The organism is Actinoallomurus spadix, assembly GCF_024055725.1.
GTDB lineage: Bacteria > Actinomycetota > Actinomycetes > Streptosporangiales > Streptosporangiaceae > Actinoallomurus > Actinoallomurus spadix.
This window is the reverse complement of the sequence record NZ_JAMXMX010000006.1, coordinates 189,993-216,037: the sequence shown is the minus strand read 5'-3', so window position 1 is coordinate 216,037 and position 26,045 is coordinate 189,993. Positions and strand designations below refer to the sequence as shown.

37 protein-coding genes are annotated in these 26,045 nt (G+C 70.0%); 11 read left to right on the top strand and 26 right to left on the bottom strand.

All coding sequences use genetic code 11. From position 1 onward, the window contains the following. Positions 1–69 precede the first annotated feature (69 nt). Positions 70–372, top strand: a complete 303-nt coding sequence (locus NE235_RS10850) for a hypothetical protein (protein WP_252801380.1) — start codon at positions 70–72, stop codon at positions 370–372. Beyond that, positions 369–1,532 carry a hypothetical protein gene (locus NE235_RS10845; RefSeq protein ID WP_252801378.1) on the top strand — a complete coding sequence of 388 codons (1,164 nt, stop codon included), beginning with the start codon at positions 369–371 and terminating at the stop codon, positions 1,530–1,532. Before NE235_RS10850 ends, NE235_RS10845 begins: the two co-directional genes overlap by 4 nt. Positions 1,533–1,574: 42 nt before the next feature. Here NE235_RS10845 and NE235_RS10840 read toward each other — a convergent pair whose 3' ends face one another. Continuing rightward, entirely contained in the window at positions 1,575–1,730 is a 156-nt protein-coding gene (locus NE235_RS10840) for a hypothetical protein (RefSeq protein WP_252801376.1), read from the bottom strand. A gap of 182 nt (positions 1,731–1,912) precedes the next feature. Between NE235_RS10840 and NE235_RS10835 the strand changes: the two genes are divergently transcribed. Genes NE235_RS10835 through NE235_RS10820 form a run of 4 tightly spaced genes read left to right on the top strand, consistent with a single transcriptional unit; the run spans position 1,913 to position 3,019 of the window. Beyond that, positions 1,913–2,239 (top strand): hypothetical protein, encoded by a 327-nt coding sequence (locus NE235_RS10835; protein WP_252801374.1) that lies wholly within the window; start codon positions 1,913–1,915, stop codon positions 2,237–2,239. Next, positions 2,236–2,493, top strand: a complete 258-nt coding sequence (locus tag NE235_RS10830) for a hypothetical protein (protein WP_252801373.1) — start codon at positions 2,236–2,238, stop codon at positions 2,491–2,493. Before NE235_RS10835 ends, NE235_RS10830 begins: the two co-directional genes overlap by 4 nt. Continuing rightward, positions 2,490–2,831 carry a DUF6907 domain-containing protein gene (locus tag NE235_RS10825; RefSeq protein WP_252801371.1) on the top strand — a complete coding sequence of 114 codons (342 nt, stop codon included), beginning with the start codon at positions 2,490–2,492 and terminating at the stop codon, positions 2,829–2,831. Before NE235_RS10830 ends, NE235_RS10825 begins: the two co-directional genes overlap by 4 nt. Continuing rightward, on the top strand, positions 2,828–3,019 hold the full coding sequence (locus NE235_RS10820; protein ID WP_252801369.1) for a hypothetical protein: 192 nt from the start codon (positions 2,828–2,830) through the stop codon (positions 3,017–3,019). Before NE235_RS10825 ends, NE235_RS10820 begins: the two co-directional genes overlap by 4 nt. A gap of 56 nt (positions 3,020–3,075) precedes the next feature. On the opposite strand, the gene NE235_RS10815 is transcribed toward NE235_RS10820, so the two are convergent. Continuing rightward, positions 3,076–3,564, bottom strand: a complete 489-nt coding sequence (locus NE235_RS10815; RefSeq protein ID WP_252801367.1) for an NUDIX domain-containing protein — start codon at positions 3,562–3,564, stop codon at positions 3,076–3,078. Further along, positions 3,561–4,298, bottom strand: coding sequence for a helix-turn-helix domain-containing protein (locus NE235_RS10810; protein ID WP_252801365.1), 738 nt, complete (start codon positions 4,296–4,298; stop codon positions 3,561–3,563). The genes NE235_RS10815 and NE235_RS10810 overlap by 4 nt, the downstream gene beginning before the upstream one ends. A gap of 153 nt (positions 4,299–4,451) precedes the next feature. Between NE235_RS10810 and NE235_RS10805 the strand changes: the two genes are divergently transcribed. The 5 genes from NE235_RS10805 (at position 4,452) to NE235_RS10785 (ending at position 6,892) form a co-directional block, all read left to right on the top strand. After that, positions 4,452–4,793 (top strand): hypothetical protein, encoded by a 342-nt coding sequence (locus NE235_RS10805; RefSeq protein WP_252801363.1) that lies wholly within the window; start codon positions 4,452–4,454, stop codon positions 4,791–4,793. Continuing rightward, a complete protein-coding gene (locus NE235_RS10800) occupies positions 4,790–5,083 on the top strand; it encodes a hypothetical protein (protein WP_252801361.1) in 294 nt (97 codons plus the stop codon). The genes NE235_RS10805 and NE235_RS10800 overlap by 4 nt, the downstream gene beginning before the upstream one ends. Next, entirely contained in the window at positions 5,080–5,253 is a 174-nt protein-coding gene (locus NE235_RS10795; RefSeq protein ID WP_252801358.1) for a hypothetical protein, read from the top strand. The genes NE235_RS10800 and NE235_RS10795 overlap by 4 nt, the downstream gene beginning before the upstream one ends. Before the next feature lie 304 nt (positions 5,254–5,557). Further along, positions 5,558–6,064, top strand: a complete 507-nt coding sequence (locus tag NE235_RS10790) for a glycine-rich domain-containing protein (RefSeq protein WP_252801356.1) — start codon at positions 5,558–5,560, stop codon at positions 6,062–6,064. 12 nt (positions 6,065–6,076) lie between these two features. Next, a complete protein-coding gene (locus NE235_RS10785; RefSeq protein ID WP_252801354.1) occupies positions 6,077–6,892 on the top strand; it encodes a protein kinase family protein in 816 nt (271 codons plus the stop codon). Between the two features lie 75 nt (positions 6,893–6,967). On the opposite strand, the gene NE235_RS10780 is transcribed toward NE235_RS10785, so the two are convergent. The 23 genes from NE235_RS10780 to NE235_RS10670 all read right to left on the bottom strand — a co-directional run bounded on the left by NE235_RS10780 (position 6,968) and on the right by NE235_RS10670 (position 26,037). Further along, complete coding sequence (locus tag NE235_RS10780; protein WP_252801352.1) at positions 6,968–7,240, bottom strand: hypothetical protein; 273 nt, start codon at positions 7,238–7,240, stop codon at positions 6,968–6,970. Between the two features lie 2 nt (positions 7,241–7,242). Then, positions 7,243–7,932: a hypothetical protein gene (locus tag NE235_RS10775; RefSeq protein ID WP_252801351.1), complete on the bottom strand. Its 690-nt coding sequence runs from the start codon at positions 7,930–7,932 to the stop codon at positions 7,243–7,245. Positions 7,933–7,949: 17 nt separating this feature from the next. Continuing rightward, complete coding sequence (locus NE235_RS10770) at positions 7,950–8,864, bottom strand: CHAP domain-containing protein (RefSeq protein ID WP_252801349.1); 915 nt, start codon at positions 8,862–8,864, stop codon at positions 7,950–7,952. A 2-nt stretch (positions 8,865–8,866) separates the two neighbouring features. Next, positions 8,867–9,022 carry a hypothetical protein gene (locus NE235_RS10765; protein WP_252801347.1) on the bottom strand — a complete coding sequence of 52 codons (156 nt, stop codon included), beginning with the start codon at positions 9,020–9,022 and terminating at the stop codon, positions 8,867–8,869. Further along, on the bottom strand, positions 9,019–9,486 hold the full coding sequence (locus NE235_RS10760) for a hypothetical protein (RefSeq protein ID WP_252801345.1): 468 nt from the start codon (positions 9,484–9,486) through the stop codon (positions 9,019–9,021). Before NE235_RS10760 ends, NE235_RS10765 begins: the two co-directional genes overlap by 4 nt. Continuing rightward, on the bottom strand, positions 9,483–9,740 hold the full coding sequence (locus tag NE235_RS10755) for a hypothetical protein (protein WP_252801344.1): 258 nt from the start codon (positions 9,738–9,740) through the stop codon (positions 9,483–9,485). The genes NE235_RS10760 and NE235_RS10755 overlap by 4 nt, the downstream gene beginning before the upstream one ends. Positions 9,741–9,851: 111 nt before the next feature. Next, a complete protein-coding gene (locus tag NE235_RS10750; RefSeq protein WP_252801342.1) occupies positions 9,852–11,870 on the bottom strand; it encodes a glycosyl hydrolase family 28-related protein in 2,019 nt (672 codons plus the stop codon). A gap of 44 nt (positions 11,871–11,914) precedes the next feature. After that, positions 11,915–12,631: a hypothetical protein gene (locus tag NE235_RS10745; protein ID WP_252801340.1), complete on the bottom strand. Its 717-nt coding sequence runs from the start codon at positions 12,629–12,631 to the stop codon at positions 11,915–11,917. Then, a complete protein-coding gene (locus NE235_RS10740; protein WP_252801338.1) occupies positions 12,628–13,833 on the bottom strand; it encodes a hypothetical protein in 1,206 nt (401 codons plus the stop codon). Before NE235_RS10740 ends, NE235_RS10745 begins: the two co-directional genes overlap by 4 nt. Beyond that, the gene (locus NE235_RS10735) at positions 13,830–14,777 is read right to left on the bottom strand and encodes a hypothetical protein (protein ID WP_252801336.1); all 948 of its coding nucleotides are present in this window, start codon (positions 14,775–14,777) and stop codon (positions 13,830–13,832) included. Before NE235_RS10735 ends, NE235_RS10740 begins: the two co-directional genes overlap by 4 nt. 7 nt (positions 14,778–14,784) lie before the next feature. Beyond that, complete coding sequence (locus NE235_RS10730; protein WP_252801334.1) at positions 14,785–15,717, bottom strand: phage distal tail protein; 933 nt, start codon at positions 15,715–15,717, stop codon at positions 14,785–14,787. A 4-nt stretch (positions 15,718–15,721) separates the two neighbouring features. Continuing rightward, on the bottom strand, positions 15,722–19,291 hold the full coding sequence (locus NE235_RS10725; protein ID WP_252801332.1) for a hypothetical protein: 3,570 nt from the start codon (positions 19,289–19,291) through the stop codon (positions 15,722–15,724). Between the two features lie 318 nt (positions 19,292–19,609). Next, positions 19,610–20,116: a hypothetical protein gene (locus NE235_RS10720; protein WP_252801330.1), complete on the bottom strand. Its 507-nt coding sequence runs from the start codon at positions 20,114–20,116 to the stop codon at positions 19,610–19,612. Beyond that, positions 20,113–20,595, bottom strand: coding sequence for a phage tail tube protein (locus tag NE235_RS10715; protein WP_252801328.1), 483 nt, complete (start codon positions 20,593–20,595; stop codon positions 20,113–20,115). The genes NE235_RS10720 and NE235_RS10715 overlap by 4 nt, the downstream gene beginning before the upstream one ends. Further along, positions 20,595–20,807 carry a hypothetical protein gene (locus NE235_RS10710; protein ID WP_252801325.1) on the bottom strand — a complete coding sequence of 71 codons (213 nt, stop codon included), beginning with the start codon at positions 20,805–20,807 and terminating at the stop codon, positions 20,595–20,597. The genes NE235_RS10715 and NE235_RS10710 overlap by 1 nt, the downstream gene beginning before the upstream one ends. Then, the gene (locus NE235_RS10705) at positions 20,807–21,130 is read right to left on the bottom strand and encodes a hypothetical protein (protein ID WP_252801323.1); all 324 of its coding nucleotides are present in this window, start codon (positions 21,128–21,130) and stop codon (positions 20,807–20,809) included. The genes NE235_RS10710 and NE235_RS10705 overlap by 1 nt, the downstream gene beginning before the upstream one ends. Before the next feature lie 11 nt (positions 21,131–21,141). Continuing rightward, a complete protein-coding gene (locus tag NE235_RS10700; protein WP_252801321.1) occupies positions 21,142–21,558 on the bottom strand; it encodes an HK97 gp10 family phage protein in 417 nt (138 codons plus the stop codon). Between the two features lie 4 nt (positions 21,559–21,562). Next, positions 21,563–21,997, bottom strand: a complete 435-nt coding sequence (locus tag NE235_RS10695) for a hypothetical protein (protein WP_252801319.1) — start codon at positions 21,995–21,997, stop codon at positions 21,563–21,565. Beyond that, positions 21,994–22,596, bottom strand: coding sequence for a phage head-tail connector protein (locus NE235_RS10690; RefSeq protein WP_252801317.1), 603 nt, complete (start codon positions 22,594–22,596; stop codon positions 21,994–21,996). Before NE235_RS10690 ends, NE235_RS10695 begins: the two co-directional genes overlap by 4 nt. A gap of 4 nt (positions 22,597–22,600) precedes the next feature. After that, complete coding sequence (locus NE235_RS10685) at positions 22,601–22,798, bottom strand: hypothetical protein (RefSeq protein ID WP_252801316.1); 198 nt, start codon at positions 22,796–22,798, stop codon at positions 22,601–22,603. Between the two features lie 65 nt (positions 22,799–22,863). Next, positions 22,864–24,099 (bottom strand): phage major capsid protein, encoded by a 1,236-nt coding sequence (locus tag NE235_RS10680; protein ID WP_252801315.1) that lies wholly within the window; start codon positions 24,097–24,099, stop codon positions 22,864–22,866. Between the two features lie 7 nt (positions 24,100–24,106). After that, positions 24,107–24,877, bottom strand: a complete 771-nt coding sequence (locus tag NE235_RS10675) for an HK97 family phage prohead protease (RefSeq protein WP_252801313.1) — start codon at positions 24,875–24,877, stop codon at positions 24,107–24,109. After that, positions 24,874–26,037 (bottom strand): phage portal protein, encoded by a 1,164-nt coding sequence (locus tag NE235_RS10670; protein WP_252801311.1) that lies wholly within the window; start codon positions 26,035–26,037, stop codon positions 24,874–24,876. Before NE235_RS10670 ends, NE235_RS10675 begins: the two co-directional genes overlap by 4 nt. Between the last annotated feature and the right edge of the window lie 8 nt (positions 26,038–26,045).

Genomic DNA, 26,045 nt, shown 5'->3' with positions numbered 1-26,045 from the left:
GAAGACGGCCCCGGACGCGGCGATGCAGACGCCGGCCGAGGCCTTGACCGGACACTGGAGGTCCGACCCATGCAGAATCCTACGAGCATGACGCCGCCCGCGGGCGGCAACCCCGAGCGCCCGGCCTGGGCGGAGCGGACGCTGTCCGCTCTCCGTGACGCCACGCTCTATGGGTACGGCGACGGCCGGCTCACCGATACCGAGCAGACGCTGATCCGAGCCGTGATGTACCGGCTCAGTCACCGGATCGGCGAGCGCAACGAAGAGCTGTCCACCGACCTGCACACTCTCGGCACGGGCATAATCCGGCTTGCCGCCGAGGAGATCGCTGCCGAGGAGACGCTGACCGCCGCGCGGGAGGTGACCCCGTGAGCACGTCGCAGCTCATCCACCAGGCCGGGGCGCACCCCCGGTACGCCCTCGCCGCCGCGGCCGTCGCTCTGGTCCTGGTCCTGGCCGTCGTCCGGAAGCTGACGCGCGGTCGGCGGGCCGAAGACGTCCTCACGGTCATCGCGGCCGTCATCGCGACCACGGTGGCCGGTACGGGCATGTGGCGGTTCTTCTCCGTCACGCTGCACTTCTCCGGGCTGCTGCGGGCCCTGCTGTTCGCGTTCATCGAGGTCTCGGTGTTCACGTCCGCGCTGCGGGCCCGCCGGAACGTCGCGGAGTCGGCGACGCACACGGCCGGGGTCGACGGGGCGGCCGTGTGGGCGCTCACCGGCCTGTCGGCGGTGCTGTCCGCGCTCGACGCTCGATCGTTCGCTGAGGTGCTGTTCCGCCTCGTCGCGCCGCTCGTCGCGGCGTGGCTGTGGGAGCGCAGCATGGCCGTGGAGCGGCGGCGGATCACCGGCCGGTCGATCCACTGGCGGGTCACGCCCGAGCGGCTGTTCGTCTGGCTCGGCCTGGCGGAGCCGGCCGACCGTACCGCGGCCGACGTCGACGTGCACCGGCGTCTGCATCGTGTCGCGCGCGCGGCGAAGCGGCTGCGGGTCCTGCGGGCGCGCGGCGAGCGGGCGTGGCGCATCGGCTGGGCGGAGCGTCGTCTGGACCGCGTGATGGCGGCCGCGGTGGAGTACGCCGGGCTGGCGTCGGATCCGGACCGGCAGGAGGAGCTGGTGGATCAGCTCGGCGTGCTGTACCACGCGGCGGCGCTCGCCGACCTGTCACCGGCCGCGCCGTGGGCCGTCCCGGCCGCGCCGGCGTCCTCGCCGCTGTACCGGGTGCCGCCGAGCCACCCGGCGCTCGGCTGGCCCCTGGACGATGACCTGCTCCCCGGAACCCCCGAGTCCCTCGTCCGCTGGCTCGACGAGGACGGCCGTGTACCTGACGACGAGGTACGCGTACCTGAGGCCGACGAGTGCCAGGTACGCGCCGCGGGTGTCTTCGCCGAGGAGGTCCTCGCCGGGAGGGTGCCGAGCATTCGCGCGATCAAGAAGCAGCTGCGGATCGGCACGGACCGGGCGAGGGAGGTACAGGCGTACCTCGCCGATCTCGCCGAGCGGGGCGTACCTGCCGGGGTCGCCGGCCGGTAGACCGGCGTCCGCGAGTAGCCCCCAGGCCGCACGGTCTGGGGGCTACTTCTTCTTCCGGCGTTCGTCCTTGGCCAGGTGCTCCTCAAGCGCCTCGTTGACGACGTCGGAGGCCGTCTTGTTCTCCCGTCTGGCCTTGTCCTTGACGGCCTGCCATCGGCCGTCCGGGATGCGCACCGAGCGCACCGGTTTCTCCACCATGAACCCTCCTACACGCTTCTGTAATACGAATCATGGCATCTAGCTCGACCTTTGATCTTGCGAACCGATCATGAGGCGGAGTATCGTAATACGAAATCCAGGATTTACCTGGACATAAAGCAGCCCCGGACGCGGTGACGCAACCACCGGCCGGGGCCTGATCGGACAGTGGAGGTCCGACTGTGGATAAGCCTACGGGCGAAGCCCCCGACTCCACCCAGAGTCCCAACTACCAGGCCGGATACCCCGCCGGCCGCCGCGACGGAGGCACGCCGGACTGGCGAGACGCCCTCGCCGCCGTGCGCGAGGCGCTGGACATCCCCTACCCGCGCACGGCGGGCGATGAGGAGGTGTACCGGGAGATCCTCGACCGGCGGGTCATGCAGGCCCTGGTGATGCTGCGGGGCGTCCTGGACCGCGACGACGCGAACGTCGCCTGGCACGTCGAGTACCTGCGCGGCAAGCTCGCCGAGATGCCCGCCGAGGGCTACGGGAGGTACGGCGCGTGAACGCGATCGACCGCACGCAGGTGGAGAAGTGCGCCCGCCTCGGCAGGAGGCTGAGCGCCCGCTATGACGACTACCGGCGGGACGCCCTGACCCACCTTGGCGAGGACGGGCCGGAGGCTCAGGAGACGGCGCACATCGCGGCCGCGCTGTTCAGCCTCCGTGACTCCGACGTGGAGCAGTACCGGAAGGTCATGGCCGAGGTGTTCGACGACGAGCAGGCCGCACGGCTGATCGACGAGGAGGCGGGAGCGTGAGCGCCACCAGGCGACCGTACTGGCTGCCCGGGAACTGCCCGCCCTGGTGCCTCCTCGTGACCGAGCACCGCGACGACGATCACCCGGAGGACCGCAGCCACGCCGGGCGGGACGCGTCCGTCACGCTGACGGCCGCCGACCCGCTCGACCTCGACGGCGAGCCGGAGGAGATGCGGCTGTACCTCCTCCAGCACTACCGGGAGTGTGAGCCGCGCATCTGGCTGGGCCGTAACGACACCGACCGGGGCGGCCACCTGACGCTCGACGAGGCGGAGGCGCTGGCGGCGGAGTTGCGGCGGCTGGTGAAGGTTGGACGCGGTGAGGACGCCGGGGAGTGAAGACCGCTGACCAGCTCGCGGTCGCCCGTCTCCAGCGGCAGTTGAAGGCGCAGGAGACGATTGCTGAGACGCTGATGGCCGCGTGGTTGGACCTGGACGAGGTGAGGCGTCAGTACGCATTGCTGAGCGCCCGCCAGGACCGCGAGGAGATGCCGGAGCGGCACCTGCGCCTGGTCCGCAGCGAGTAAGCCGCACAACGGAGATGCCCCGCGCGATGCTTCGTGCGGGGCATCGTCATGATGCGTTAGTCGACGTGAGGAGCGTTCGCGGTCAGCCCGTGCTCGATGCGTCGGCGCAACGCTGGGTGGATCTCGTACCCGGCGAGGTCGGCCGGGTCGACCCACCGGACGTCCGATGCCTCATCCGTCGTGGTGACCTCGCCGCCGACCGGCCGGGCACGTAGGCAGATGTTCACCGGCTGCCGGACCTCGGTGACCTTATCGCCCTTGCGGTACTCAATGACGTGATCCGGGGTGGTGAACACACCGACCAGGCCGGTGACCTCGATCTCGACGCCGGTCTCTTCCCGGCATTCACGGGCCCCGCACTGCGTGATTGTCTCGCCCTTCTTCAGGCCGCCTGTGGGAATCGTCCACAGCCCGTTGTCGGTGCGGCGGAGCAGCAGCACTCGGCCCTCCTCGTCGCGCACCAGGACGCTCGCAGACGGCTTACGGCTCGTGGGCTCAGGGGCGTCCGGGTCCTGCCAGTGGTCGACCCTCTGTGTTCGGCTCATACTTGCGACTCCCCGTCGAGCGGCCGGGCCGAAGCCCACACCCGTTCGAAGCTCTCCAGATAGGTGTTGAAGTAGGCGCCGTCCACTCGGCGGACATGCATCACGGGCGTGTAGGCGGCGAGGATTCCGTACACGTGGGTGTTGACGAGCATCTCGTCGTCGAAGCGGTAGATGCTGTTGTACAGCGGGGTGTCGTGGAGCCGGATCTCAGCGAGGCCGGCGAGCGGCCGGTAGTAGGCGAGCACCGCGGCGACGCGGCCGGCGACTCCTCCGCCGATCTCCTTCTCCGTGTCCCGGTAGGCCAGTTGCCGCCCGTCCGGGTCGCCGATCAGCAACCGCACCCGTGCACCGGCCTCCGCCCGGGCCCGGAGCGTCGGGATCCAGTCGGGGTGTTCCTCGGTCAGGAAGAGACCGGCGAACGCGAGGTAGTCGATGTTCCGTTCCGCCTGCCGTAGAAGCTCGGTCCACAGGTGTCGGGGGACGTCGCTCCGGCGTGGCCACGTCGCTACCAGTTCGGCGCCAGCGAGCGATGCGCGGTCGACGGACTGCGGCCAGAGGTAGGACTCGTCCTCCTGCAGGATCGCCGCGACGCGGTAGCGGGTGCGCGGGTAGGGGACGACGTCACCGCGGATCCAGCGTTCGACGCTCTTCTCGCTGACCTCCGCCGAGGCGGCGAGAGAGGCGATGTCGAAGCCGGCGCGCAGCATCCCTCGGCGCAATCGCTCATTCGTCATGTCCGACAGCGTGCCATCTGTAGACATCTCGCGGCATGCACTTGGGAGCCAGATGTCGGTAGATGTCTTGTCGTGTCATCGCCCTGCCTGATGAGCTGAGGCGATGCTGGTGCCGCGATTGCAGGTGACTCCGAGTGAATCGGCGGACACGTCATGGATCGACAGCAGGCCAGCACCGACACGACACCCGCTCCCGACCAGGTCAAGGCGTTAACGCTGCAGCTCGCCCCGCTTCTCGTCCGCGCAGGATTCAACGTCGCGGTCAACTCGGACGGCGTCGTCGAGGTCCGCAACCCCAGCGACAGGCGGATGCGACAGCCGATCGTCCTCCGTGAGCACCAGGGCGCCCTGTGGTGGCACTGGGTCTGGTCCGGTGCGGCCCGCCACGATCCCCCCGAGTACGAGCCGATGGTCGATGCGGAGGACGTCGACGAGGCGGCCCGCCGCATCACCAACGTCCTCCGCGTGACCGAAGCAGCCGGGGCCGAGCAGTGATCCGGCGAGTCCTCGCAGCGCTCGCCTGGCTGCTCCGCCGGCCCGCGCCGCGGTGGCCCGCAGTCGACGACACGGCAGCCGACATTCCGGCCTGCCCCGGCGATCCGAGCCCCGCTCAGCTCGCCGAGCTCCAGGGCCTGTGCCTGCAGTGGCTGGTGATGTGGTGCTGGTATCGGCGCGAGTACATGGCCATCGCCCGGTTCGATACCGCCACGCCGATCCTGTTCGACGCGAACCCGCAGCGGCTGGTGTTCGCCTGCCGCGAGGTGGAGCTGGCGGTGGCAGCGTGAGCTACGACCAGGAGCTGCGGGAGTTCCGGGAGGCCATCGACGGGTGGGTCCCGGTTGGGCGCATGTCGCGCGATCAGGAGCTGGCCGAGCTCGAGCGGCTGGCCCGCCGGCACCCGGCCGAGGCGAAGTCGATGCTCGAGGAGCAGGCCCGTCTGGACGGGTCGACGTAGACGTGGGCGCGCGGTGCGGAGATGGAATCTCGCCCCAGCTCGCAGCCGCCGCGCGTCCGCCAGATCCCCGTGCGGCTGGCCGGCCCCGTGTCGGCCGCACGGGCCACGGGCCGCCCCGGGGCCGAGCGCCGAGGCTTGCAGGCCTCCAGCAGCTCCCCCGGGTGGCCCCCTGGAGACGTCCCGGTCGGGTTCGGGCCGGGACAACGCCGCCGGGCGGGGCGGGGAATCCCGCCCGGCGACCCAACGAGAGAAAGGCGGCCTTAGCGGTTTCACGTCAGTCGCAGCATCAACCCGAAGGAGAGTCGTGACGATCACGGCGGAACACCCTCTGCATCAGCCCCAGACCGACCCGAAGGACCCGCGCGAACTCGTCTCGCCCGAGGTCTTCGAGAAGGTCACCACGCACATCGCCAAGAAGATGGAGGTGACGCAGGTCTACGCCGAGCGCATGTTCGGTCAGGCTCTCGTCTTCCTCAAGGCGTACGCCGACACCCGCAAGGCCAAGTCCGAGGCCATGATGCTGCCGGACGGCGCGGGCTACCGCGTCGTCCCGGACGTCACGGTCGACCCCGCGTGGCACGCCTTCATCGAGCACACCGAGGACTACGTGCCGTTCTGCCGGGAGATCGCGGGCGAGTACATCCACCACCGGCCGGTCCTGACCGCCGAGATGCGGTCCGGCCACGCGCTGGAGCACACTCTCCCGGCGCTGTACGCCACGGGCTACCGTGTGGACCCGGAGTTCTGGTCCACCGCGACGAGCTGCTGCCCGCCGTGCTGCGCGCCGCCCATCCTGCCGCCGCTCTCCTAGCTTAGGAGTCCCATGCGCATCGCCTGGACCGAGCTGCCTGGACGTCTTCAGGCGGCCATCAAGGACCGCACCGGTCTGATCCACGACATCCAACCGGCCACGCGAGGAAATCACGCGCACATCGCGTCCACGCTGCACACGGCGCACGGGCGCGTGTTCGTTAAGGCCGCGCGGAAAACGTCGCCGGACACGGACGGTGCCGAGGTCCGGGCGCTGCGCTGGGAAGCGGCGGTCAACCCGTATGTCGGCGAGTTCGCCCCCCGGCTTCTGTGGCGTGCGGAGGCTGGAGGGTGGCTCGCCCTCGGATTTGAGCATGTGGACGGCCGCCATGCCGATTACTCGCCAGGTTCACCAGACCTGTCTGCGCTCGCCAAGACGATTCGGTCGCTTCAGCGGACGCCTTGCCCTCCCATAGTGAAGAGCCGTGTAGAGCGCCGCTGGCAGTCGACCGGCGTCGATGTGACCTCGACGGCAGGCGACACGCTACTTCACACAGACGTGAATCCGGACAATCTTCTTCTTGCGCCAGATGGCCGCGTCCATCTTGTGGACTGGGCTTTCGTTGCGCGCGGCGCAGCGTGGGTTGAGGTCGGTCTCGTCATCCCCTGGCTACTCAAAGCCGGGCACAGTCCGGCCGACGCGGCGGCGTGGATCGACCAGTTTCCGTCCTGGAGCCGTGCTGACGCGGCCGGGATCGATGCCTTCTCCGAGGCTCTTGCCCGACGCTGGCGCGATCAGTGCGAGCGCGATAGCACGGAGTGGGTGCTGGAGCATGCAGTGGTCACGCGGCAGTGGGCACAATACCGGCAGATGACCGGCGTTAGTTGACATCCGGGCATGACGAAAGCCCCCGGTCCCTCCGAAGAGGAACCGGGGGCCGTCGTGCTGGACGGTGCGAGCCGCCTACATCTGGCCCGGCTGCGGCCAGTGCTCTCCCGGCGTCGCGGTGGCCCGCAGCGTGAGCGGCCGACCGCCCTTGTCTCGCGGCCGGGCCAGCGGCGTCACGACGGTCCGGGCCCACAGCGCATACACCGCGGCGATCGCCGCCACGAGCTCGTCGGGCTCGAACACGCCGGTGTGCGCGATGACCGCGCGGTAGAGCATCGACGCGGCGACGTACACAGCGGCGGCGGCCGAGCCGACCGCGGCCGGCTGGACCTTGAGCCATCTGGGCATGGTCAGATTCCTCTCCGGCGCGTGCGCGCCAGCTGGTGCCGCTTCGCGGCGATGTAGCCGCGGTTCGCGGCCTTGCCGAACACCTGCTCCTCCGAGCCGTCGGGCAGGCGCCGCACGTAGTAGCCGCCCGGCGCGAGCTCGAAGGGCTGCAGCGGCCCCGCCTCCGTGCACCAGCGGGTCCGGGTCGAGCCGTCCCCGTTCGTTCCGCCGTACCAGGCGGGAAGCACGAAGTCGGACACGAGCACGCCGTCGATGGAGTAGCTGTCGCCCTCCACCGGGTCCGCGGCCTCATACGCCACGGCGAACCCGCGGCCGGTGTCGCGCCACTGGTCGACGTCTGGGTCGCAGAACGTCTCGACGATCTCGTGACTGCCGGTCGTGGACACCGCCACGCCGTACTGCAGGCACGGCCGGGCGAAGATCCGGCCGTACACCCGCCCGTCGGCGGTCTCGGCGTGGTAGCCGAGCGCGCCGGCCTGGTCGGCGTCGTCCAGGACGACGAGCACCCACGCGCCGCGTGGGGCGTGGGAGGTCCTCGACAGGAACTGCACTCGGACCGGCGTCTTGCCATACGCCGGCGCGACGTGCTCGCGGATCTGCTTCGCGCACGCCGTCGTCCACGCGCGCACGTCCGCGTCCGTGACGAGCGTGGATTCGTTGACGACGTAGATGCCGCTCTTAGGCCTTAGCACTCGCAGGAACCTGCAGCTCACTTACGCTCCCAGACCTGCAGGTGCACCTCGCCGCCGGTCACCGTCGGCTTCACCTCCGCCGCGCCGAAGTGCGTGACCTCCACGCGGAGCTTCTGCCCGTCGCCGACGTAGCCGGTCAGCGGCACCCGCACGTACGTCTTCCCGGCGCTGCCGAGGAACTCGGTGATGTTCTGCCCGCGGCTCTCGATCGCGTTCGTCTTGGCGTTGACGTACAGCGGCCGGGCCTGCCCCGGCGTGCCCTCCGGCAAGCCCTCGATGACGAGGGTGACGTCGCCGGTGTAGTCGGCCGGGCCGGTCGCGATGCTCGGGTAGTCCCCGTCGCCGTGGTGGTGCTCGGCGCCGCCGGAGCCGTTGTGGTCGAAGTAGATGGTCTGCCACTCGTTCGCGTCGATCGTCTCGCGGCGGGACTTGTCGGTCTTGTAGACGCTGACGTAGGTCGGCACGTCGTCCTCCTGGGGGGTGCTGTCGTAGGCGGGGCGGCCGTAGCCGGAGATGTAGGTCGCGTCCCTGTGGACGCGCTCGAACTGGTCGTCGTGGTTACCCTCGAGCACATAGAACGTGCCGTCGCCGAGCACGCGCTCGCACAGGCCGACGTGGTCGCATTCCGTCGTGCCCTTGCGGCCTGACCAGTTGTAGAAGACGACGTCGCCGGGCTGCATCCCGCTCGTGCCGGTGTGGAACCGCCCCTGGGAGCGGAACCACTGGGCGTGCGCGGGCACGTAGGCGAACCGGCCGCCGACCGCGTCGAGGTTGTCGGAGTGGTTGGCCTCATACGTGATGCTCATGTCGCACCACGCCGCGTCGAGGCCGTACTCATCGGTGACCGGTGGGGCGTGGTTGGAGCCCATCGGGTGTTCCCGTACGCCGAGCAGGCCACGGCCGACCCGGATCATGCCGGTTGCGGTGCCCACCGTCAGCCCTCCCGCTCGTCGTCGAGGGGGAATAGGTCCGGGTCCTGGGAGACGGACCCGATACCGGGCAGCACGGGCGGCTGCTGGGCAGGCGCGTCGTTACGGCGCGCGTCGATCTCCTCTTCCGACCACTGCGGGTCGTCATCAGGGGTGGTCACTTCGATCCTCCGATCGTGATTCCGACGCTCGGCAGCACGCCGAGCGGAAGCCGCACCGTCGCCGACAGCCCGCCCCTAGGCGGCTGCTGCGCGGGCGGGTTGGTCGATGGTCCGGGCGCCGGCCGCGGGACGCTGCTCGAGGGGCTGGACCTGTCGCCGCTGCGGCGCTCGCCGACGGCCGCCGTGCGGTGCCCGGTGCTCGCCACCGGCCGCCCCGCGGGTGCGGCCTCGACCACCTCCCGGGCCCGGGCAGTCCGCGACGGCCGCGAGGACGGCGCAGGGGCCTTCTCGACCGGCGTCGACGTCACCGTGACCGTTGGGGCTGGGGGAGGCTGCGCGATCTCGCCGCCGTACCCGCCGTGATGGATGCCGGTCAACGCCAAGGTGCCCAGGGACGCGCCGATGACCAGCGCGGCCGGGATGGTGAACGCTGCTCCGCCTCGTAGGGCCTCATTCCTGGTCAACGGCCGCCGCCTTTCGTGATCAGCCAGGTGATGATCGAGCTCGCGGCGACGCCGACGAGCGTTCCCGCGATGCCGAGCAGGAGGTTGCGGCGGCTGGCCTTGTCCTGCTCCAGGCGCAGCACCCGATCCGTGAGGCCGCCGAGCATCGTGAGCACGAGCTCCTTGGTGATGTAGTCCCGGCGGAACTCCCGCAGTTCGACGTCGTGCCGGTCGACCAGGCGGCCCAGTTCGGACGGGGACCGTTCATCGCCCATCAGACCCCCATCTCTTCAGGTCAAGAAGGCTTCTGGTGCGTGTGTTCGGCCGGCAGGCGGGATGAGGGGAAGCGCGCTGACGTGCTGGGAAGGAGCGGGGCGTTGCGCCCCTCAGCACTTGTTGTAGGTGCGGGGGGTGGTCGGGAACACGGACCCACCGTTGACGTAGAGGTTCTGGCCGGATGCGCCGATGTCGGTGCTGGTGGCGGTCCAGCCGCCGAGCACGGTGTTGGCCATCAGCGTCGTCGAGTTGCGGATCTCGATGCCGCTGGTCGTGGTGCCGGTGCCCTTGACCACCTTGTTGCCGATGACGCTGGCGTTCGAGGCGTTGTTCCAGATGCCCATGCCGCAGGCACCGCCGGTCACGCCGTTGATGTTGTTGCCGGTTACGGTCGGCGCGGTGGAGTTGATGTGCAGCCCGGCGTCGCCACTGGCCTGGATGGTGTTGCCGGTGAACGTACAGAAGCCGCTGTTGGTGTTCGCGCCGTCGTAGACCTGGATGCCCATGCCGGTGACGCTGGAGATCTTGTTGCCGGTGTAGGTGCCCTGCGACGAGCCGACCACGTGGATACCGCGCGTCGCCGTTCCCGTGCCGTCCTTGACGGTGTTGTCCGAGCAGACGACGTCGCCGACGTTCGTGAACCGGATCGCGCCTTGGGGGTTGGCGACCGTCTTGAGGATGTTGCCCTTGACGGTCACCTCGCGGACCGGCACCGGCGAGGCCGTGTCCGTTCCCTCGAAGCGGACGGCGTAGTCCAGGACCGCAGCGCCGGCGTTCTGCACGCCCAAGCCTCGGCAGATGTTCTTGGAGAAGACGAAGCCCTCATGGCCGACGGTCGCGGCGACCGGCGTGGTCGGCACGTCCGCCATGAACGCGCCGTTGCAGTTGACGAACTCGTTCTCGGCGACGATGGCGTCCCACCAGTTGTAGGCGCGGACGGCGTAGTCATTGCACCCGATCGCGTAGTTGTCGACCACCCGGATCCTGGTGTGGAAGACGTTGTCGCTGTAGGAGTGCGAGCCGGTGAGCCGGCCGAACGACCCGAGCGACCCGTAGCTGCGGGCCGTGCACCCGGTGACGAGGATGTTGTCGCACGGGGTCTTGTCGTAGGCGCCGGCCCCGATGCCCGGGAGCGCCGAGGAGTCGATCGCGAGGTCGAGCTGGACGGCTTCGGAGATCGTGCGCCCGCTCGCGACCGGGTTGAACCCCTCGAAGATGCAGTCGCGCACGGTCCCGTCGCGGCTCGAGTTCAGCTCGACGCCGTGCCAGTCCCTCACGTTCCGCACGGTCACGCCTTCGATGCGGACGTCCTTCGCGTGGGCGACGATGATCGCCGTCACCGACCCGGTCAGCACGTCACCGGCAGCGTCGACGACCCCGCCGGTGATCCGGATCCCGCCGCGGCCGCCGTACAGGGTCGGCGAGTACGAGGCGTTGAAGTTCTTCAGGATGTACTGCATCGACGACGACCCGCGCTTGATCGTCGCGCCCTTGCTCAGGTCGAGGTGGATGCTCGACTTGATCTCCAGTTCGCTGTTCACCAGGTACGTGCCGGGCGGGAACACGAGCCGGGCCCCCGGCGTGTTCACGGCGATCGCATCGAGCGCGGCCTGGATCGCCGGGGCGTCGTCGGTGGTTCCGTTGCCGGCCGCCCCGTAGTCGGCGACGTTCACCTGCGCGGACGTCGCGGCGGCGAGTGGCAGCTGAGCCGGGTCGACCTTCCCGGTGTCGTCGAGCGTGGCGATCCCTGACGGCTGACCTCGGCTGGCCTCGATGGCCGACAGGCGGGAGTCGATGCCGGACGGGCCGTTCACCGTTGACTCCAGGGCGCTCACACGCTGGTCGGTGTCGTCCGGCTCGAGGTGGACGCGTTCGACGCCGGGGATGACGCCGGTGTCCGAGCCGATCGCCCAGATGTCGGGCCGGTCCTCGGTGTCGCGGAACGACGGGGCGTATCCCCATGCGTCGCAGATCAGCACGGCGCCGGGAATCGGTGCCCCATCGAGGGTCTCGATGCCGCTGGTGATCTGCGTGCCGCCGGTCTGCGCGTCCCAGAGGGTGACGTGCGCGGCGGGGATCGGGCCACCAGCGGTGTTCTCGGCGCGGAATCCGCGGTTGTAAATCCGCATGCGAGGATGCCCCTCCTTGGGGTGTGGGTGATCTGCGTGCGTCGTCAGGACTGGACGCCGTACGCGCCCATGGGCCAGCAGCCGCAGAATCCGCTGCCGCTGGTGCGGCGCAGGTCGACCGTGACCTGCTGCCAGGTCAGGTGATTACCCGGGACGGTGAGGTAGAGGTCCTGGATCTCGTTGTCGCCGCTGCTGACGGGCTTGGTCGCCGAGACGCCATTGCAGGTCACCTGAACGTCGCCGCTGGTCCCTGGGTCCGACCATGTCCAGACGACGACGTGGAGGCGCGGGTGCTGTTTCCACCATGCTCCGCGCCACTGGGTGATGTAGGCCGTCCCGGTCACGTCGACCGATGGCCACTTGCTGCGGTCGCCCGGCGCCCAGTTCGGCGCACCGATGTACGGCGTCGCGAGGCCTTGGCCGCTCACGACGTCGTCGGAGACGACCGCGTTGGTGGCCTTGTCGTACAGGCCCCAGAACCCGCCCGAGTCGTCGCCCTGTCCGGACCAGGTCGAGAACACGAACTCCCCGGACGGCCGGTGCATGGACATGCCGCGGACCTCGCCGGCGTCGTCGTCACCGAGGTACCCGGCGCGGAGGAGATGCGCCCCGCCGGAGCCGTCCTGGATCAGGAACTTGCCGTGCGAGACGGAGGTGTGCCCGGCGCGCGGGCTCGTCTCCAGCTTCTGCAGCCGGCGCTCGATCTCGGCCTTCCACCTCTGCTCGTGCCGTTCGTCTCGGCGCGTGTTCTGCCTGGTCATGACGTCCCCCGCGGATCCTCGATCGTCAACGTCGTGCGCTCTTTCGGCGCGGGCTGGATCTTCATGCCGACGACCCGCACCCACTTCTCCACCGGGGCCGCGGACGAGCCGCGCCAGCGCGCCTCATCACAGATCCGAATCCGCACGTAGTCGCCGGGCGCCACGGCCGGATACCCGATGAGGTCCAGGCTCCACAGCTGCACGTCACCGCTGACGCGCGACAGCTCGGCGGCGGCGTGCCCGGCCGCGATCACGGGGCTCGTGTCGTCCTTGTAGCTGGCCGTCGTTTCGAGGAGCGGATAGCCGGCCGCGAGCTCCGCAGCGTTGTACGCCTCTCCCCAGATGGCGGCTTCTTCCTCGCCCGCGCCGATCGATGCGACGTAGTTCGCGGACGATTCGCCGTCGTCGTCGACCTGGTAGTCGGCGATGGTGCCGGGGTACTCGAGGGTGAGGCTGTCGGCATCCGGGCCCCGGCCGACGTGCGGGTAGCCCAGGACGAGACGGCGCCGCAGCTGGTTGTCGGAGTCGATGAAGGTGTCGATGCGCCATTCGAACCCCGCGGTGTCGGCGAGGTCGTCGAGGAGCGGCCCGTAGTACTCCATTGAGTAGCCGTGGTATGCAGTCGCCTGGTCCTGCACGTCGCGGCGGTCGATGAGCACGCCGGACAGGACCGTCGGGTCCATCTCGATCGCCAGGTCGCCGACGGGCAAGCCCTGGTAGGTGGCGGCCTGGGCATCGGCGAGAAGGGCCCGGAAGACGTCGAACGCGTCGGCCTGGACGAACTCGAGCGTCTTGCGGGACCCATAGCCGTCCGTCGGGCGGAAAATCCGATGCTTGTCGAGGACCGAACGGATCTCGCTGCACGACAGCGTCATCTTCTTCTCTGACGCCTTGTAGCTGGGGCGATTCCAGACGACGTACTCGCCGACCACGACATCGTCACGCAGGACCACGAGCGAGGTCCGGCGCTGCACCGCCCGGCCCCACGGGTCCAGGGACTGCACGCCGGGATCGCCGGTCTGCAGACTGGCCGTCAGGGTGCCGGCCTCCGTCAGCGAGCGGTCGAAGGGCTCGACCGTGAACGGCATGTGCTCGGCGATCTGCCTGCGCGTGAGCAGGTCGTACAGCGCGTACCGCCACTGGCCCGGTCGGGAGACCGGGACCGGCTGCAGCAGCTCGGCGGCGAGCAGGGGCCCGGTCATGCGATCGGCTCGACGATCAGCGTGCCCTCGCCCACCCGCGTGTTCGCGTCAACACCGCCCGACGCGCTGATGAAGTAGATCGGGGTGAGCGTCACGCTGGCACCCGGCGTCAGCCCGGACACCCGCACGCGCTTGCTGGCGTACGTGCGGGAGCCGTTGCGGGCGGAGACGCCCCGCGGGTCGGTGAGGCTGCTGGCCGTCCCGCTGGCGATGCCCCCGCCCGTACCGCGCCAGGAGCACCAGGCCGTCGCGAAGGTCGTGCCGTCGTGGCCCTGCACATTCGCGCTGAGCGTGACGTAGACCTGTCCGGACGGCGGCACGGTGAACGTCAGCGGCGCCCACTTCCCCGAGGGGAAGTCGGCCCAGCTGTTGATGGTGCTGAAGTCGGTGTTGACCATGAGGGCCGTCTGCGCAACCTCGACGGGGCGAGGCACGACGAGCGCCGACGGCGCGACGACGGCGACGTCCTGGGCGCGCACGAAGCCGTTCGTCTCCGCGTTGGCCTGGACGAAGACGTTCGCCAGCCGCAGCGTGAACGCGGTCGGCTGGTCCGCCGCCGGCAGGGTCGGCGGTGTCGGGCTCGCCGCCGGGGTCCCGGTGATGATCCGGAACCGGTACAGCGCGGTCCCGGCGACGCCGGTGTCGACGACTTCGGCGATCACCGAGTCGTAGCGGCCCTGCGTTGCGGAACTCGCGGCGATGTCCAGGTCGGTCTGCGTCGCCAGCTGCACCGGGTAGTAGCCGTTCTGGCCGTCGGAAACCATGCACAGCCCGGCCGGGACCCGGACCTTCATCGCCGGTGTCGGCAGCGCCTGGGCGTTCAGGCCGCGGACGATCCCGGCGGTGGGCAGGATCGCGCCGAGGACCTCGGCGCGCATCTGCGCGCCGTTGACGGCGATGCCGTCCATCCACGCTGGTGGGTTGGCCGCTACGACGTTGGCCATCGGTACCTCAATCCCATGCGGAGTTGAACTGGACGGTGGCGGACGCGACGACGACGTCAGTGGCGGTGCCGGTGAGCTGCAGTCGGTTGTCGCCGGGGACGATCACGAACCGCTCGGTGACGCTGCTGCCCGGACTCGGTGAGCGCGGCGCGGTGCCGTTCAGCAGCGCGACGCCGGCGTGGCAGTCGACGAGCAGGTAGTCCGTCGCGCCGAGGAGCACGTCGTAGGCGAGGAACGCGCCGGTCGTGGTGTTGGTGATCTGCAGGTCCTGGCCGGGCCCGGCGATGCGGATCAGCGGCTGCGTCTCGTAGATCCCGCTGTTGGTGACCACCACCGTGTCAGACCCGCCGGTACGCGCCGGAAGCGTGACCGGCGCCGTCCACGGCGGTGCAAGCCCGGCCGCGGGCTGCGCGATGCTCAGCGTCACCGAGGTCGCATCGACCGCGTACTTCCGCGGGTCCGGCGCGAGCAGCGACACGTCGAACTCGGCGGTGCGGTCGGTGACCTTGCCGACCATCGGCCGACCGGAGCGGCGCGCCATCACGTACTTCGGTGTCGCCTCATCGAACCGGACCGTCACGAGCCGCCGCGGCGGGACCGCCTGAACGAGCCGGTACATCGCGGCCTCGAGCGTGACTGCGTCCGGCGCGACGATTAGGCCCTTGACCTGGACCGTGCGGCCGCCGTAGTAGTTCGGGGCGTCAAACATGCCGTCCGCGCCCGTCCGGGTCTCGGCGTTCTCCTCCAGGTCGGCCGCGTCCCAACCGGTCAGATCGGTCATCCGCCACTGGACGTAGGCGTCGTCGACCTGGCCGAGCGGGATGACGACGCCGGAGCCGGCCGAGTCGTCGATGGCGCCGGTCAGGCCGCCGAAGTCCGTGCCCGGCAGGTAGCCGGTCGTGCCGCCGGTGATCGGCGGCTCGACAGCGGGGATGCTCACCCGGTCACCCCCTCAACTGCCAGGCGGCCTCGCGGGCCGCTTCGCGGGCGAGCTGCTGGGCGTTCATCTCCTGCGTGGCGAACGTCTGGTGGATGGTCGCGCCCGCCCGCGCGCCGTCGCCGCCGCGCACCGGGATGGACGAGGCGACAGGGACCCGGACCGCTCCGGCGTTGATGGCATCGAGCAGGGGCCGGTACGCCGCCGTCTGCTTGGCGTTGACGACGTACTCCCCGGCCGTGCCCCACATCGGGACACGGTCGATCCCGGCCGGCCCGACGATCGGGCCGCCCTTCGCGTAGCCGTGCGCGTGCATGTCCGCCAGCAGGGCCTTGCCGCTCGCGGTCTTGCCGAGGTCACCGGCGATCAGCTTCACCGCGGCCGCGAGCGACGCCGGATCCAGCCCGGTGGCGTTCAGCAGCGCCGTCCAGGTGGAGATGCCGCCCTTGGTGTTCTTGATCGCCGACCGGACGCTGAGGATGTCGTTCAGGTGCGAGAGGGTGTCCTGCTGCTGCTGGGCCTGCCCAACCTGCTTCTGCAGGCCGGACAGCTTGGAGTTCGACAGCTTCACCGCGGACGCGGCGATCTTCTGCGCCTCGGGGCCGCCCATCGCCAGCAGCTGCTGGGCGAGCTGCCCGAACCCGCGGTCGGCCAGCGTCTGCAGGTTCCTCAGGAACGCGGCGTTGTCCCGGATGCTCATCCCGAGCGCCGCGCCGAGCTGCTGCGCCGGCGTCATCTTCGCGTAGTTGTAGCGGGCCTCGACGTCCTTCAGCTTCTTCGTCGCGTCGGCCAGGTCCTCGCGCTCCTTGCGGACGCGCCGCTCGGCGGCCGCGACGGCGCGCGGGTCATGCCGCTTGCGGGCCCGGGCGAGGGCGTCCTCGGCGTTGCGCAGCTGGTCGACCTGCGTGCGGCGGTCCTTGATCGCCTTGTTGACGTCGGACTTCGTCGCGGGCTTCACGACGTCCTGCCACTGCTGCAGGATGCCGCCCAGGTCCAGCGGGTTCGACGAGGCGGCCACGCCGGCCGCCGTCGCGGTGGCCGGCGGAGCGGCGGAGGAGGCCGGGGCCGATGCGACGAACGTCGCCGTCGACGGGCCGGGCGCCAACCCGCTGTTTATCGCCTCCAGCAGGGGCAGGAACCGCGCCGTCTGTGCGGCGTTCACGACGAACTCGCCGTTGCTCAGCATCGCCGGGATGCTGTCGCTCGTGGCCGTGCCCGGCCCGGACACCGACCCGCCGGTCGGGAACCGCTGGACCGGGCCGCCGGTGGCGTACCCGAGCGCCTCGGGGCCGACGTAGCCGCCTTCGGCACTGAACAGCTTCTTGATCACGCCGAACGTGGCGTTGAAGGTCTGGCTCGCCCAGCGCCGCCCCAGCGACATCACCGCGTTGAACGCCGACGTGACCGCATTCTTCGCGGTCAAGAGCGCACGGTAGTTCCCCCGGGCGAAGGTGCGGCAGGCGCCGGTCGCCGCGCTGACGGCCCCCGATACCGCGCTCTTGGCGGTCAAGACCGCGCGGTAGTTGTTGCGCGCGAACGACTTCAGCACGCCGCCGACCTTCCGGGCGACGCCGGTGGCCTTGTCCAGCGCGTGCAGCACGAACTTCAGGTTGCTGTACTTCTCCGTCTTCATCGCCTCGTCGGAGATGCCCTGGAGCTCACTCTTCGCCTTGGTCGCCCCGGCCACCGAGACCTTCGTGCCCTTCTTCGGTGGCACCAGGCCGAGGGCCTTGACGAAGCCGTCGACGAGGGATCGGGCCTGCTTGTTCGCCCCGGCCGACTTGTAGAGGTCTTCGATGTACGGCCGCAGCTTCTTGCGGACCTTCTCGATGTTCGCGCCGGAGGACAGCAGGTCGTTGGCGTAGGCCTTCAGCGATGTGACCTGGTCGCCGAGCGCGCCCTTGGCGTCGCGGGCGGCCTGGTTGTGGTTGTCCAGCGCGCCGTGGGACTTCTTCAGCGCCTTCTCCAGGGCGTTGAAGCCGTCGCGGAGTTTCGCGGTGTCCTCGAACACGGCCAGCTGCGGGTCCAGCAGCTTCTGGAACCGTTCGGTCAGTGCGCTGACCTTGGCGTCTGCGCCCGTTGTCCGGTCCTCGAGGACCTGCATGTCCTTGGCCAGGGCGGAGGTTCCGCCTCTGGCCTCGGATGCCGCCTGCCCTGCGGTGCGGACGTTGCCGGCGAAGTCGGTGGCCTCGTCGCCGCCGGAGCCGAAGGCCTTCGCGATGTCGTGGAAGCCGCCGATCAGCATGCCGAGGGGCCCGAAGACGAACATGTTCGCGATCTTGAAGATGGTGTTGAAGACGTCGGCGAAGCGGATCATGAATCCGATCGCGGCGCCGGCGTAGCGCACCAGGTCGGAGAAGAACACGACGAACTTGGTCAGCGCGCCGGGGTTGGCCGCGACCCCGTTCATGATCGACTCGACGCCTGCGCTGATGTTGTGCAGGATCGTGCCCATCTCGGGGCCGAGATCGTCCAGGGTCTGCGAGAAAGCGCGGCCGATACTGCTGATCGCGGGGTCGAGTTCCTGCAGCCCAACGGCGAGTTTGGCGGCGAAATCGTCGATGGAGGGCGCCATATCGCTGAACGCGCCTTCCAGCGCGGGCGACAAGCCATCGAAGGCCGTCTCGGCGTCCTTCGCCATGTGCAGCAGCACGTCGTGGAAGGGCGCCGAGATGTGCTGGAACTGCCGGTTGATGTAGTTCGCGGTGTCGCCGAAGGCGTTTCGGACGTCGGCGTTCCCGGCCTGGGCCTTGATGGCGATCAGCGACAGCGCGCCGCCCAGCCCGAGCGCCATGGCGCCGCCGGCCGCGGTCGCCAGCGTCGGCAGCAGCTGGATCGCCACGGCCAGCGGCCCGAGGACTGCTGGCCCGGACTTTCCGAGGACGCTGATGTTCTTGGTGAAGTCGTCGACGGCTGAGGTCGCCTTGGTGGTGACCTGCTCGATCTCGCGGAACGCCGTGCCGCCGATCTTCTCGACGTCGCCGAAGGTGCCGCGCAGGGACTGGATCACCGCGTTGTGTTCCTTGACGGCGCCGGCGGCCTTCAGTGACGCGAGCCGCTGAGCCGCCGACGCCAGCACCGCATCCCGGGCGAGCTGCCGTTCCTGCTCCGCCTGCTCCTGGGCGGCCCTGTGGGCCTCTCGGTGCGCCCGCGCGATCCGTTCGGCGGCCTCCCGCCCGGCCAGCTGAGCCTCCGCCGCCCTGATCTCCGCCTGCTCGAGCGCCTTCGCCGCGCGAGCAGCTGCCGCCGCGGCGGCGGCCTCGCTGATCAGCCCGCGCTCATACGCCTTCGCGGCAGCCTCCGCGCGCTTCTGCGCACGCTCGGCACGGTCGGACGCCGCCTCCACCTGCGAGCCCATCTTCCGGGCCTGAAGCGCGGCTTTCTCCTCCTCGGTGCCGAGCTTGCGCACCGCCTCGGCCGCCCGGCTGGAAGCCCTCTCCTGTGCGGCCTGCTGGCGCTCCAGCCGCTCCAGCTCCCGGTCGAACGTGCGGGCCTTGGCCGTCGCGTCCCCGAACGCCCGGTCGAGGCCGCGCGGGTCACCGTCGATACCGATCGTGAGGTCACGGCGATTCGCCATGTTGCGTGTCCTCCTCTCGGATCAAGGTGACGAACATGCCGCGGACCCGCTGCTCTTCAGGCACGGCGGCCATGCGGGCTTCGACTTCCTGGCAGCCGCGGCAGACCCTCACCACGGGGTGGTAGGCGGCGCGGTCGCCGCCCTGAGCCGGGTCCCACTCCTCAGGGCGGGTGCCACACTGCGAACACGTCTGGCGAGCCCGTAGATGCGACCAGATCGCTTTGTCGCGGTCCTCCTGGTCCCAGCGCAGGAACTCGCTGTGGGGGATCTTGTAGTCGCGGCAGACCTCCAGCTCGAGTTCGAGCTGCGGGTCTGCCTTCAGTCGTTTGGGACTGTCCCTGAGGGCCAGCGGGCGTTGACCGTCAGCGCCGCCATCAGCAGGGCCGTACGCTCACCCTGGGACAGGCTCCGGTCGACCAGTTCGGCCCACTCCTCGGCCGTCGGGTCGTCCTCGCCGGACTGCACGCAGGCCAGGAACACCGCGCGGGGGAAGGTGTCGGAGTTCCACGCCTCCTCCTCGCCCTCGCGAGCCGGATGTTCGGCGATGAGCGCCTCGAACTCCGTCGGCGGCATTGCCACCAGCGTCACCGGCTCGTAGCAGGCTTCGACGGCCTCCCGGGCTGCCGCCAGGCGCTCCTCCGCGTCGGCGACCGCCTGCTCGGCGCTGTCGTCCTTCCGGAACTTCGCCACCTCGAGGGCGTCCTTGGCGGCCTCCAGCTCGGCCTTCGCCTCGGTGTCGTCGGCGACCGCGAGCTGGTAGACGGCCGTGGGGCGTTTGCGGGCCAGCAGCCGCTCGCGCCGGCCCGCCTTCTTCGTGTTGCTCACGCCGGGATCACCACGTCTTCGGCCGGCTCGGACGTGATCGCGAAGTTGATCGTGATGTCCGCGGCGGCGTTGTCCGGCAGCGACTTGGGCGTCGAGCTGACCGTGACCGGGAAGACGTCGCACAGCTGGCCGGGGACGTCACCGCCCCACATGATGATCACGAAGCCGGTTGTGTCGCGCGGCAGCAGCTCCCGGATGTCGTGGGTCGTCTTGTCCTGGTAGCACTGAAAGGACGAGTCCGCTGCCTCGATCGCGCCGGGCGTCTTGCTGGTGAACGGCGAACCGTAGTCCGGGGCGTCGAGGAGGTTCGACGTGGTGTTGAACCCGTTGACCTGCGAGATTTCGCCGGTCAGGTCGGTACCGGCGTTGATCTCGCTGCGGGTCGGGCTGTTCTTGTTCGCCAGGGTCGCGCAGAACACGATCCGGCTGCGCCTCTTGGCGAAGAACCGGTCGGTGCGCGTGATCGGGGTAGCCGCCATCACTCACTCTCCTCGTTGGAACGCCGACGCGACCGGCCGCTCGGCTTGTCTTCCTTCTTCCGTGGGCCGTCGTCCGGATCCGGTTCGGCCTGGTCCTGGTCGGCTCGCGCCTCGTCGGCCGAAACCCAGCCCGCAGCGCGCCAGTGCGGCACCGCCGACGCCGGGACATCCGCCTCGCCCGCCTCCGGGTGCACGATCTTCACCGTGTTCATCAGCGGATCACCGCCACGGTCACCGCGGTCACCGCGTCGTAGGTGAGCGACGCCAGGCCCGTCGACGGGTCCCTGTATCGATCCGTGACCGGCACGCACACCGTCGCGCCGGCCGCGACCGTCACCGCGCGGTCCGCGATGGCCAGATCACCGTCGACCGTGCCGGGCGTGGCCAGGGTGACCGTGTGCGAGGACGCGTCCCCGTTCTTGACGAGCAGCTTCACGTCGCTGCCGGTCGCGCAGTGGTCGCCGCCGCCGGCGGCCGCCGTGAAGGTGATCGCCGTGCCTGGCTGGGCGATCACCTGGGTTGGGATGTTTGCCATGCTGTCCTCTCTCACAAGCCGTGCCGTGCGGCGATGTCCATGACGGCGTCACCGAGCGCGTCGCGGACCTGGTCGGCGGTCGCCTCGACGGCGCGGTAGAAGAACGGGCGGGCCTGATGCGGGTACCAGTGCTCGCGGTCGCCCCACAGCGGCGCGCGAAAGGTGCCCTGGTTGCCGTCGTTCTCATACGGGCGCGCGTGCGGGGCTCTGCCGGCGTTGACGCGGAACCGCACGCCGATGGTCGTGTTCGCGGCGCGCATCGTGATGGCGCCGGGGATCCGCGTCGACCAGGAGGCGTTCGACTTCATCCGCGCCAGGGTCGGCTGAGCGGCCTGCTTGACCACCGGGCGGAGTTCTTTCCGGATCGCCGGGGGCACCTGGCCCAGGTCGCGGATCAGCGCCTGCAGCTGGCTCCGATCGACTGCCATGCGGTCACCCCGGTCCTTCGATCGTGACGAGCAGGCGCAGCGTCGCGCCGATGTGGTCGACGCCGGCTGCCTCGAACTGGCCGCCGTAGTTGGCCATGGAGACGATGCGGGCCCGCACGTTGCCGTCTTCGAGGCCGAGCTCGGGGAACCGGTCGATAGCCTCGCGGATGCTGTTCGGGCCGGCCGAGGAGATGAACTCGTCGAGCTGGTCCTGGCCGAGCCCGGTGTCGCCGCGGGAGACCAGGACGTGCAGGTCGAACGTCCACTCGTCATCGGGTGTCGCGTTCGTCTGCGGGAAGTTCGCGCCGGTCGGCATGACGATGTAGCACGGCAGGTTCACCGTGTCCGGGACCGTGTCGTAGCCCGTCAGCGCTGGGATCGCCGTGTCGAGCGTGGCCTTGATGCCGTCCCGCAGCTCACCGAGCGTCGGCGTGCTCACGCGATCACCGGCTTCCGCAGCGGGCGCAGCAGCTCGAGCACGTCGGGATCGAACCGGCTCAGTCGGACGACACCGAAGTCACCGAACCCGGCCACGCCGAACGGGGCGTCCTTGCGGCGGAACAGCGACACGGACTTGATCAGCGACGCCTCGCCGACCTGGTCGGGGATCTGCGACCAGCCCCACCGCGCGGTGGCGCGCACCAGCGGCCGGGAGGAGACCGGGAAGCCCGGCCCGGTGTCGACGACAATGGTCCACCAGGCGTAGGCACCGCCGTCCGCGTCGGCGTTCAGCGGCTCCAGGTGGTAGTCCGCCGCATCGAGCGCGACCCAGTCGCCCGCGCCGCCCCGGTCGACCTCGACGAGCACGCCGTCCTTCGTCGCGATGTCGTCGACGTCGAGGCGGTCGGAGCAGTCCGCGGAGTACAACCGCGTCACCGGGGCCGGGTCCTGCCAGAACCGCCGCCCACAGTGCCGCTCGACCGCCCTCGAGGTCGCCGAGATCGCCCGCTCGATCAGCGCCTCGTCGAGCTTGTCGCCGGTGTCCCCGAGCTGGGAACGCACGTCGACGACCGAGCAGTAGCCGTTGACGACGGTCATGGCGTCAGGACTTCTTCGTCCGGGTCGTCGGCTTCGGCGCGGTGGCCTTCTCCGGCTCGTCGGCGTCCTCGATCGCCTCGGCCATGCCGGAGTTCAGCACCGAGACGGCCTCGTCCTCGGGCAGGTCGATCTCCTCGCCGGGCGCCGGCCAGTCCTGGCCGTCGCGGGTGCCGGAAATCTGGTGACGCATCTTCACGCGCACGGTTCCGTCTCCTTTCGTGACGAAGCCGGGGGCAGGCTGCCCGCCCCCGGCCGTGGTGAGTGTCATCAGGACGCAGCGCCGGTGAAGTACTTGATCGCGCCGGTGGTGTCGACGAGGTCGCCGTCGCCGCGCAGGATCGCCCGGTAGGTGACCACGTCGGAGTCGAAGGCGAAGTCGTCGGACCGCTCGAAGCGGAGCGTCTCGACCTGGCGGACGAAGTACTGGCTGAAGTCGCCGAACAGGACCGACTTGGCCGACGTGGCGACCGCAGGCACGTTCGGGTCGGTGTGCAGCGGCTTACCGAGGATCGTGTCGGGTGCGCCGGCCAGCAGACCGGGCTGCCAGATATACACGCCGTTGGAGTCCTTCAGCTTCCGGATCGACGCGACGGTGGCGTCCCGCATGAGCCACCCGCACGAGGCGCTGTTCCGGTACGGGGCGATCACCGAGTAGAACAGGTCGATCAGGTCGTCGGCGGACGGGGCGCCACCGACACCGGTCGCGCCGGTCTTCCCGGAGGTCGCCGCGGTGAGCACGCCGTTCGGCTGGCTCGTTCCGGTGCCGGTGACCAGGTGCGCGCCGAACCCGTTGCCGAGCGCCCGGCCGGCCTGCCGTGACAGGTAGCCCTCCAGGTCCACGGCGGTGTCGTTGATCAGCTCGTGGCTGATCTTCATGAGGAACCCGTACTTGTACGAGTTCAGGGTGACCTGCCCGAACGTCGGCTCGTTCTGCGACAGCGTCCCGGCCTCCGCTACGATCGACGCGCTCGAAGAGTGCGCCGTGGTCTTCGGGATCTGCAGATCCTCACCGCCCGCCGTGGTGAGCACGGTCGGGCCGGCCATCAGCACACCCGACACCTCGATCATGTGCTCGATCAGCCGGTTGTAGAAGCTGGTCGGGACGGTCTCGATGCCGTGCGTCGAGGTCTTCTGCATGGTGGCCCGGTAGTCGACCGGCCCGTCCGGGCGCACGTCGAAGGCGCGCTTGCCGGTCTCGCCCTTCAGCCACGCGCGCAGCTCGGCGCCGCGCTCCTTGCCGCGCTCCTCACCGGCCGGGCCGGTCGGCGCGGTACGGATCAGTTCGGCGAAGGCCGCCTCGGCCTCCTTGGCCTTGCGCTGCGCCTCGACCATCGTGGTGATGCGCTCGTCGAGGCTGTTGATGTCCTCGTTCGCGCGCAGGTACGCGGCGTCTTCCTCGGCCGTCAGGTCGCGGCCCTCCGCGGCGGCCCGGTCGAGGATCTCCTTGGCGCCCTCCCAGGCGCGCATCCGCTTCTCGTGCAGCTGCTGGATGAAGGTGGACATGGTGCCCCTACTCCGTTCGATCGGTGGTGGACGGTGCGGAGTGGGTGGCGCCCTGCTCCAGCGGTGAACGGCGCTTTTCCATGAGGGCGGCGTGCCGCTGCCGCAGCGCCAGGACCGGGTGGGTGGCGCCCTGCCCGGTTCCGGCGGATGTCTTGTCGTCGGCGGATTCGCTGCGCTTGGCGTCGCCGAGGTCGACCACGACCGGCGGCGGGCCGGACAGGAACTTGCGCAGCTCGCCCTCGCGTGCGGCCCGCTCGACCTCGGCCGGGTCGGCGTCCAGGCGCACGGCCAGGGACCGCAGGCCCGTCGTGGTGTCGGGGTAGGCCGGGGAATTCACCGGCGCAACGTCGACGAGCTGGCCCGACAGCAGCGTGCGCATCGGGAAGCCCTGCTCGGTCAATCCCCAGTCCTCCTCGAACGCGCGGAACGCGAACGAGGACTGCCGCACGTCGCCGCGGGCGATGAGCTCGAGCACATCGGCGCGGTGCGAGGGCGGGTCGACGGTGTAGTCCAGGCCGGTGCCGTCGACCTGCAGGCGCAGGGTGTCGCCGGCCGTGGTGCCCAGCAGCATGTTGTCGTCGTGGTTGTAGCGGGCCATGACGTCGGGGAAGCCGTCGGCCGCGGACTTGTTGAAGAACGCCGGGTCGATCCGCTCGACGAACCCGCCGAGGTTCTGGGACAGCTTGTTGAACTTGGCCGCGTAGCCGCCGATGCTGCGCTGGCCATCGCCGCGCACCTCGACCAGGCCGCGCGTGTAGCGGCGCTCGGTGTCGTTCACTGCGTGCCTCCTGCGGGCGGAACCCTCGCGGGCTGGGTCGGGAGAATCGGCGCGTACTTGGTCCCCTCGCCGTTCGGCAGCGGCGGCAGGTCTTCCTCGGCGCGGACCTCGTCCTTGGACTTCCACCCGTCGGTCAGCGCCAGGTGGTGCGCCTCGTAGCGGGTCTTGGTGTCGGCGCGCAGCACCGCATCGGCGTTGAACCGCACGTACTGCGGGCGCGGCAGCAGCCGGGACACCGCGGTCTCGATCTTCGTCAGGTACGACCGGAGCGCGTAGGTGACCAGCATGATCTTCTGCTGCTCGACGTTGGCGTAGGTCATCGACGAGCCGGTCTCACCGCCGATCAGCTCCGGCGGGATCCCGTAGATGTTCGCGATGTCGGTCTTCGTCGCCCGGATCGTCGCGAGGAACTGTGACTCCTCGGCCGGCACGCTGATCGGCTTGTACGTCACGCCGAGGCCGAGCGCGACCGGCTCGCGGCCCTTCGCGGCGTTCTTGAACCGGTCCTTGATGACCTTCGCCTGGTCCTGGGTGACCTCTTCGGTGGTCTCCAGCACGGCCGCCGGCGTGGACCCGTTGACGAACCAATCCCGGCCGAACCGCTGGGCGTACAGGCCGATCTCGACGGCGTTCTTATAGGCCGCGATCGGTGACAGGCCCTTCACCTTCCCCGGCAGCGTGAAGCCCGGGATGTGGACGAACGCCGCGGACTCCAGCAGCCGGCCACGCCAGTACCAGCGCGGCGCATACGCGGTGTCGTCCTGCTCGATGCTTACCTCGTCCGGGTGCAGCCATTCGATCCGCGACGGCGTACCAGACCGGTCGGTGCTCGTGACGAGGCCGTAGGCGTTGCCGCGCAGCGCCAGCGACGTCACCGCGCGGTGCACCCAGTCGAAGGTCGTTCCGAACGCCGTCGGGTCGGCGATGAGCGCCGGGTCGGTGATCCGCGTGCGGGTGTCGCCGGCGCGCCGGTAGGTCTCCAGCGGCAGCGACGCGACGCTGTCGGCGATCAGCCGCGTTGCGGCGTAGACCGGCACCAGCGACAGCGCCACGTTCATCGAGTCGCCGCGCAGGTGCTCGGCGTCCGCGCCGGACCCCCACACGTCTTGCCACGCGATCGTGCGCCGCTCGGTACGGCGCCCGAACGGCCACCACCTCATGGGATCTC

Coding starts and splice junctions, on each gene's coding strand:
- NE235_RS10690 (WP_252801317.1), bottom strand. CDS start 22,596: ATGACCGTCGTCAACGGCTACTGCTCGGTCGTCGACGTGCGTTCCCAG.
- NE235_RS10725 (WP_252801332.1), bottom strand. CDS start 19,291: ATGGCGAATCGCCGTGACCTCACGATCGGTATCGACGGTGACCCGCGC.
- NE235_RS10670 (WP_252801311.1), bottom strand. CDS start 26,037: ATGAGGTGGTGGCCGTTCGGGCGCCGTACCGAGCGGCGCACGATCGCG.
- NE235_RS10850 (WP_252801380.1), top strand. CDS start 70: ATGCAGAATCCTACGAGCATGACGCCGCCCGCGGGCGGCAACCCCGAG.
- NE235_RS10680 (WP_252801315.1), bottom strand. CDS start 24,099: ATGTCCACCTTCATCCAGCAGCTGCACGAGAAGCGGATGCGCGCCTGG.
- NE235_RS10755 (WP_252801344.1), bottom strand. CDS start 9,740: ATGGGCGATGAACGGTCCCCGTCCGAACTGGGCCGCCTGGTCGACCGG.
- NE235_RS10735 (WP_252801336.1), bottom strand. CDS start 14,777: ATGGCCAACGTCGTAGCGGCCAACCCACCAGCGTGGATGGACGGCATC.
- NE235_RS10715 (WP_252801328.1), bottom strand. CDS start 20,595: ATGGCGGCTACCCCGATCACGCGCACCGACCGGTTCTTCGCCAAGAGG.
- NE235_RS10745 (WP_252801340.1), bottom strand. CDS start 12,631: ATGACCAGGCAGAACACGCGCCGAGACGAACGGCACGAGCAGAGGTGG.
- NE235_RS10810 (WP_252801365.1), bottom strand. CDS start 4,298: ATGACGAATGAGCGATTGCGCCGAGGGATGCTGCGCGCCGGCTTCGAC.
- NE235_RS10815 (WP_252801367.1), bottom strand. CDS start 3,564: ATGAGCCGAACACAGAGGGTCGACCACTGGCAGGACCCGGACGCCCCT.
- NE235_RS10705 (WP_252801323.1), bottom strand. CDS start 21,130: ATGGCAAACATCCCAACCCAGGTGATCGCCCAGCCAGGCACGGCGATC.
- NE235_RS10700 (WP_252801321.1), bottom strand. CDS start 21,558: ATGGCAGTCGATCGGAGCCAGCTGCAGGCGCTGATCCGCGACCTGGGC.
- NE235_RS10710 (WP_252801325.1), bottom strand. CDS start 20,807: ATGAACACGGTGAAGATCGTGCACCCGGAGGCGGGCGAGGCGGATGTC.
- NE235_RS10750 (WP_252801342.1), bottom strand. CDS start 11,870: ATGCGGATTTACAACCGCGGATTCCGCGCCGAGAACACCGCTGGTGGC.
- NE235_RS10805 (WP_252801363.1), top strand. CDS start 4,452: ATGGATCGACAGCAGGCCAGCACCGACACGACACCCGCTCCCGACCAG.
- NE235_RS10840 (WP_252801376.1), bottom strand. CDS start 1,730: ATGGTGGAGAAACCGGTGCGCTCGGTGCGCATCCCGGACGGCCGATGG.
- NE235_RS10780 (WP_252801352.1), bottom strand. CDS start 7,240: ATGCCCAGATGGCTCAAGGTCCAGCCGGCCGCGGTCGGCTCGGCCGCC.
- NE235_RS10740 (WP_252801338.1), bottom strand. CDS start 13,833: ATGACCGGGCCCCTGCTCGCCGCCGAGCTGCTGCAGCCGGTCCCGGTC.
- NE235_RS10785 (WP_252801354.1), top strand. CDS start 6,077: ATGCGCATCGCCTGGACCGAGCTGCCTGGACGTCTTCAGGCGGCCATC.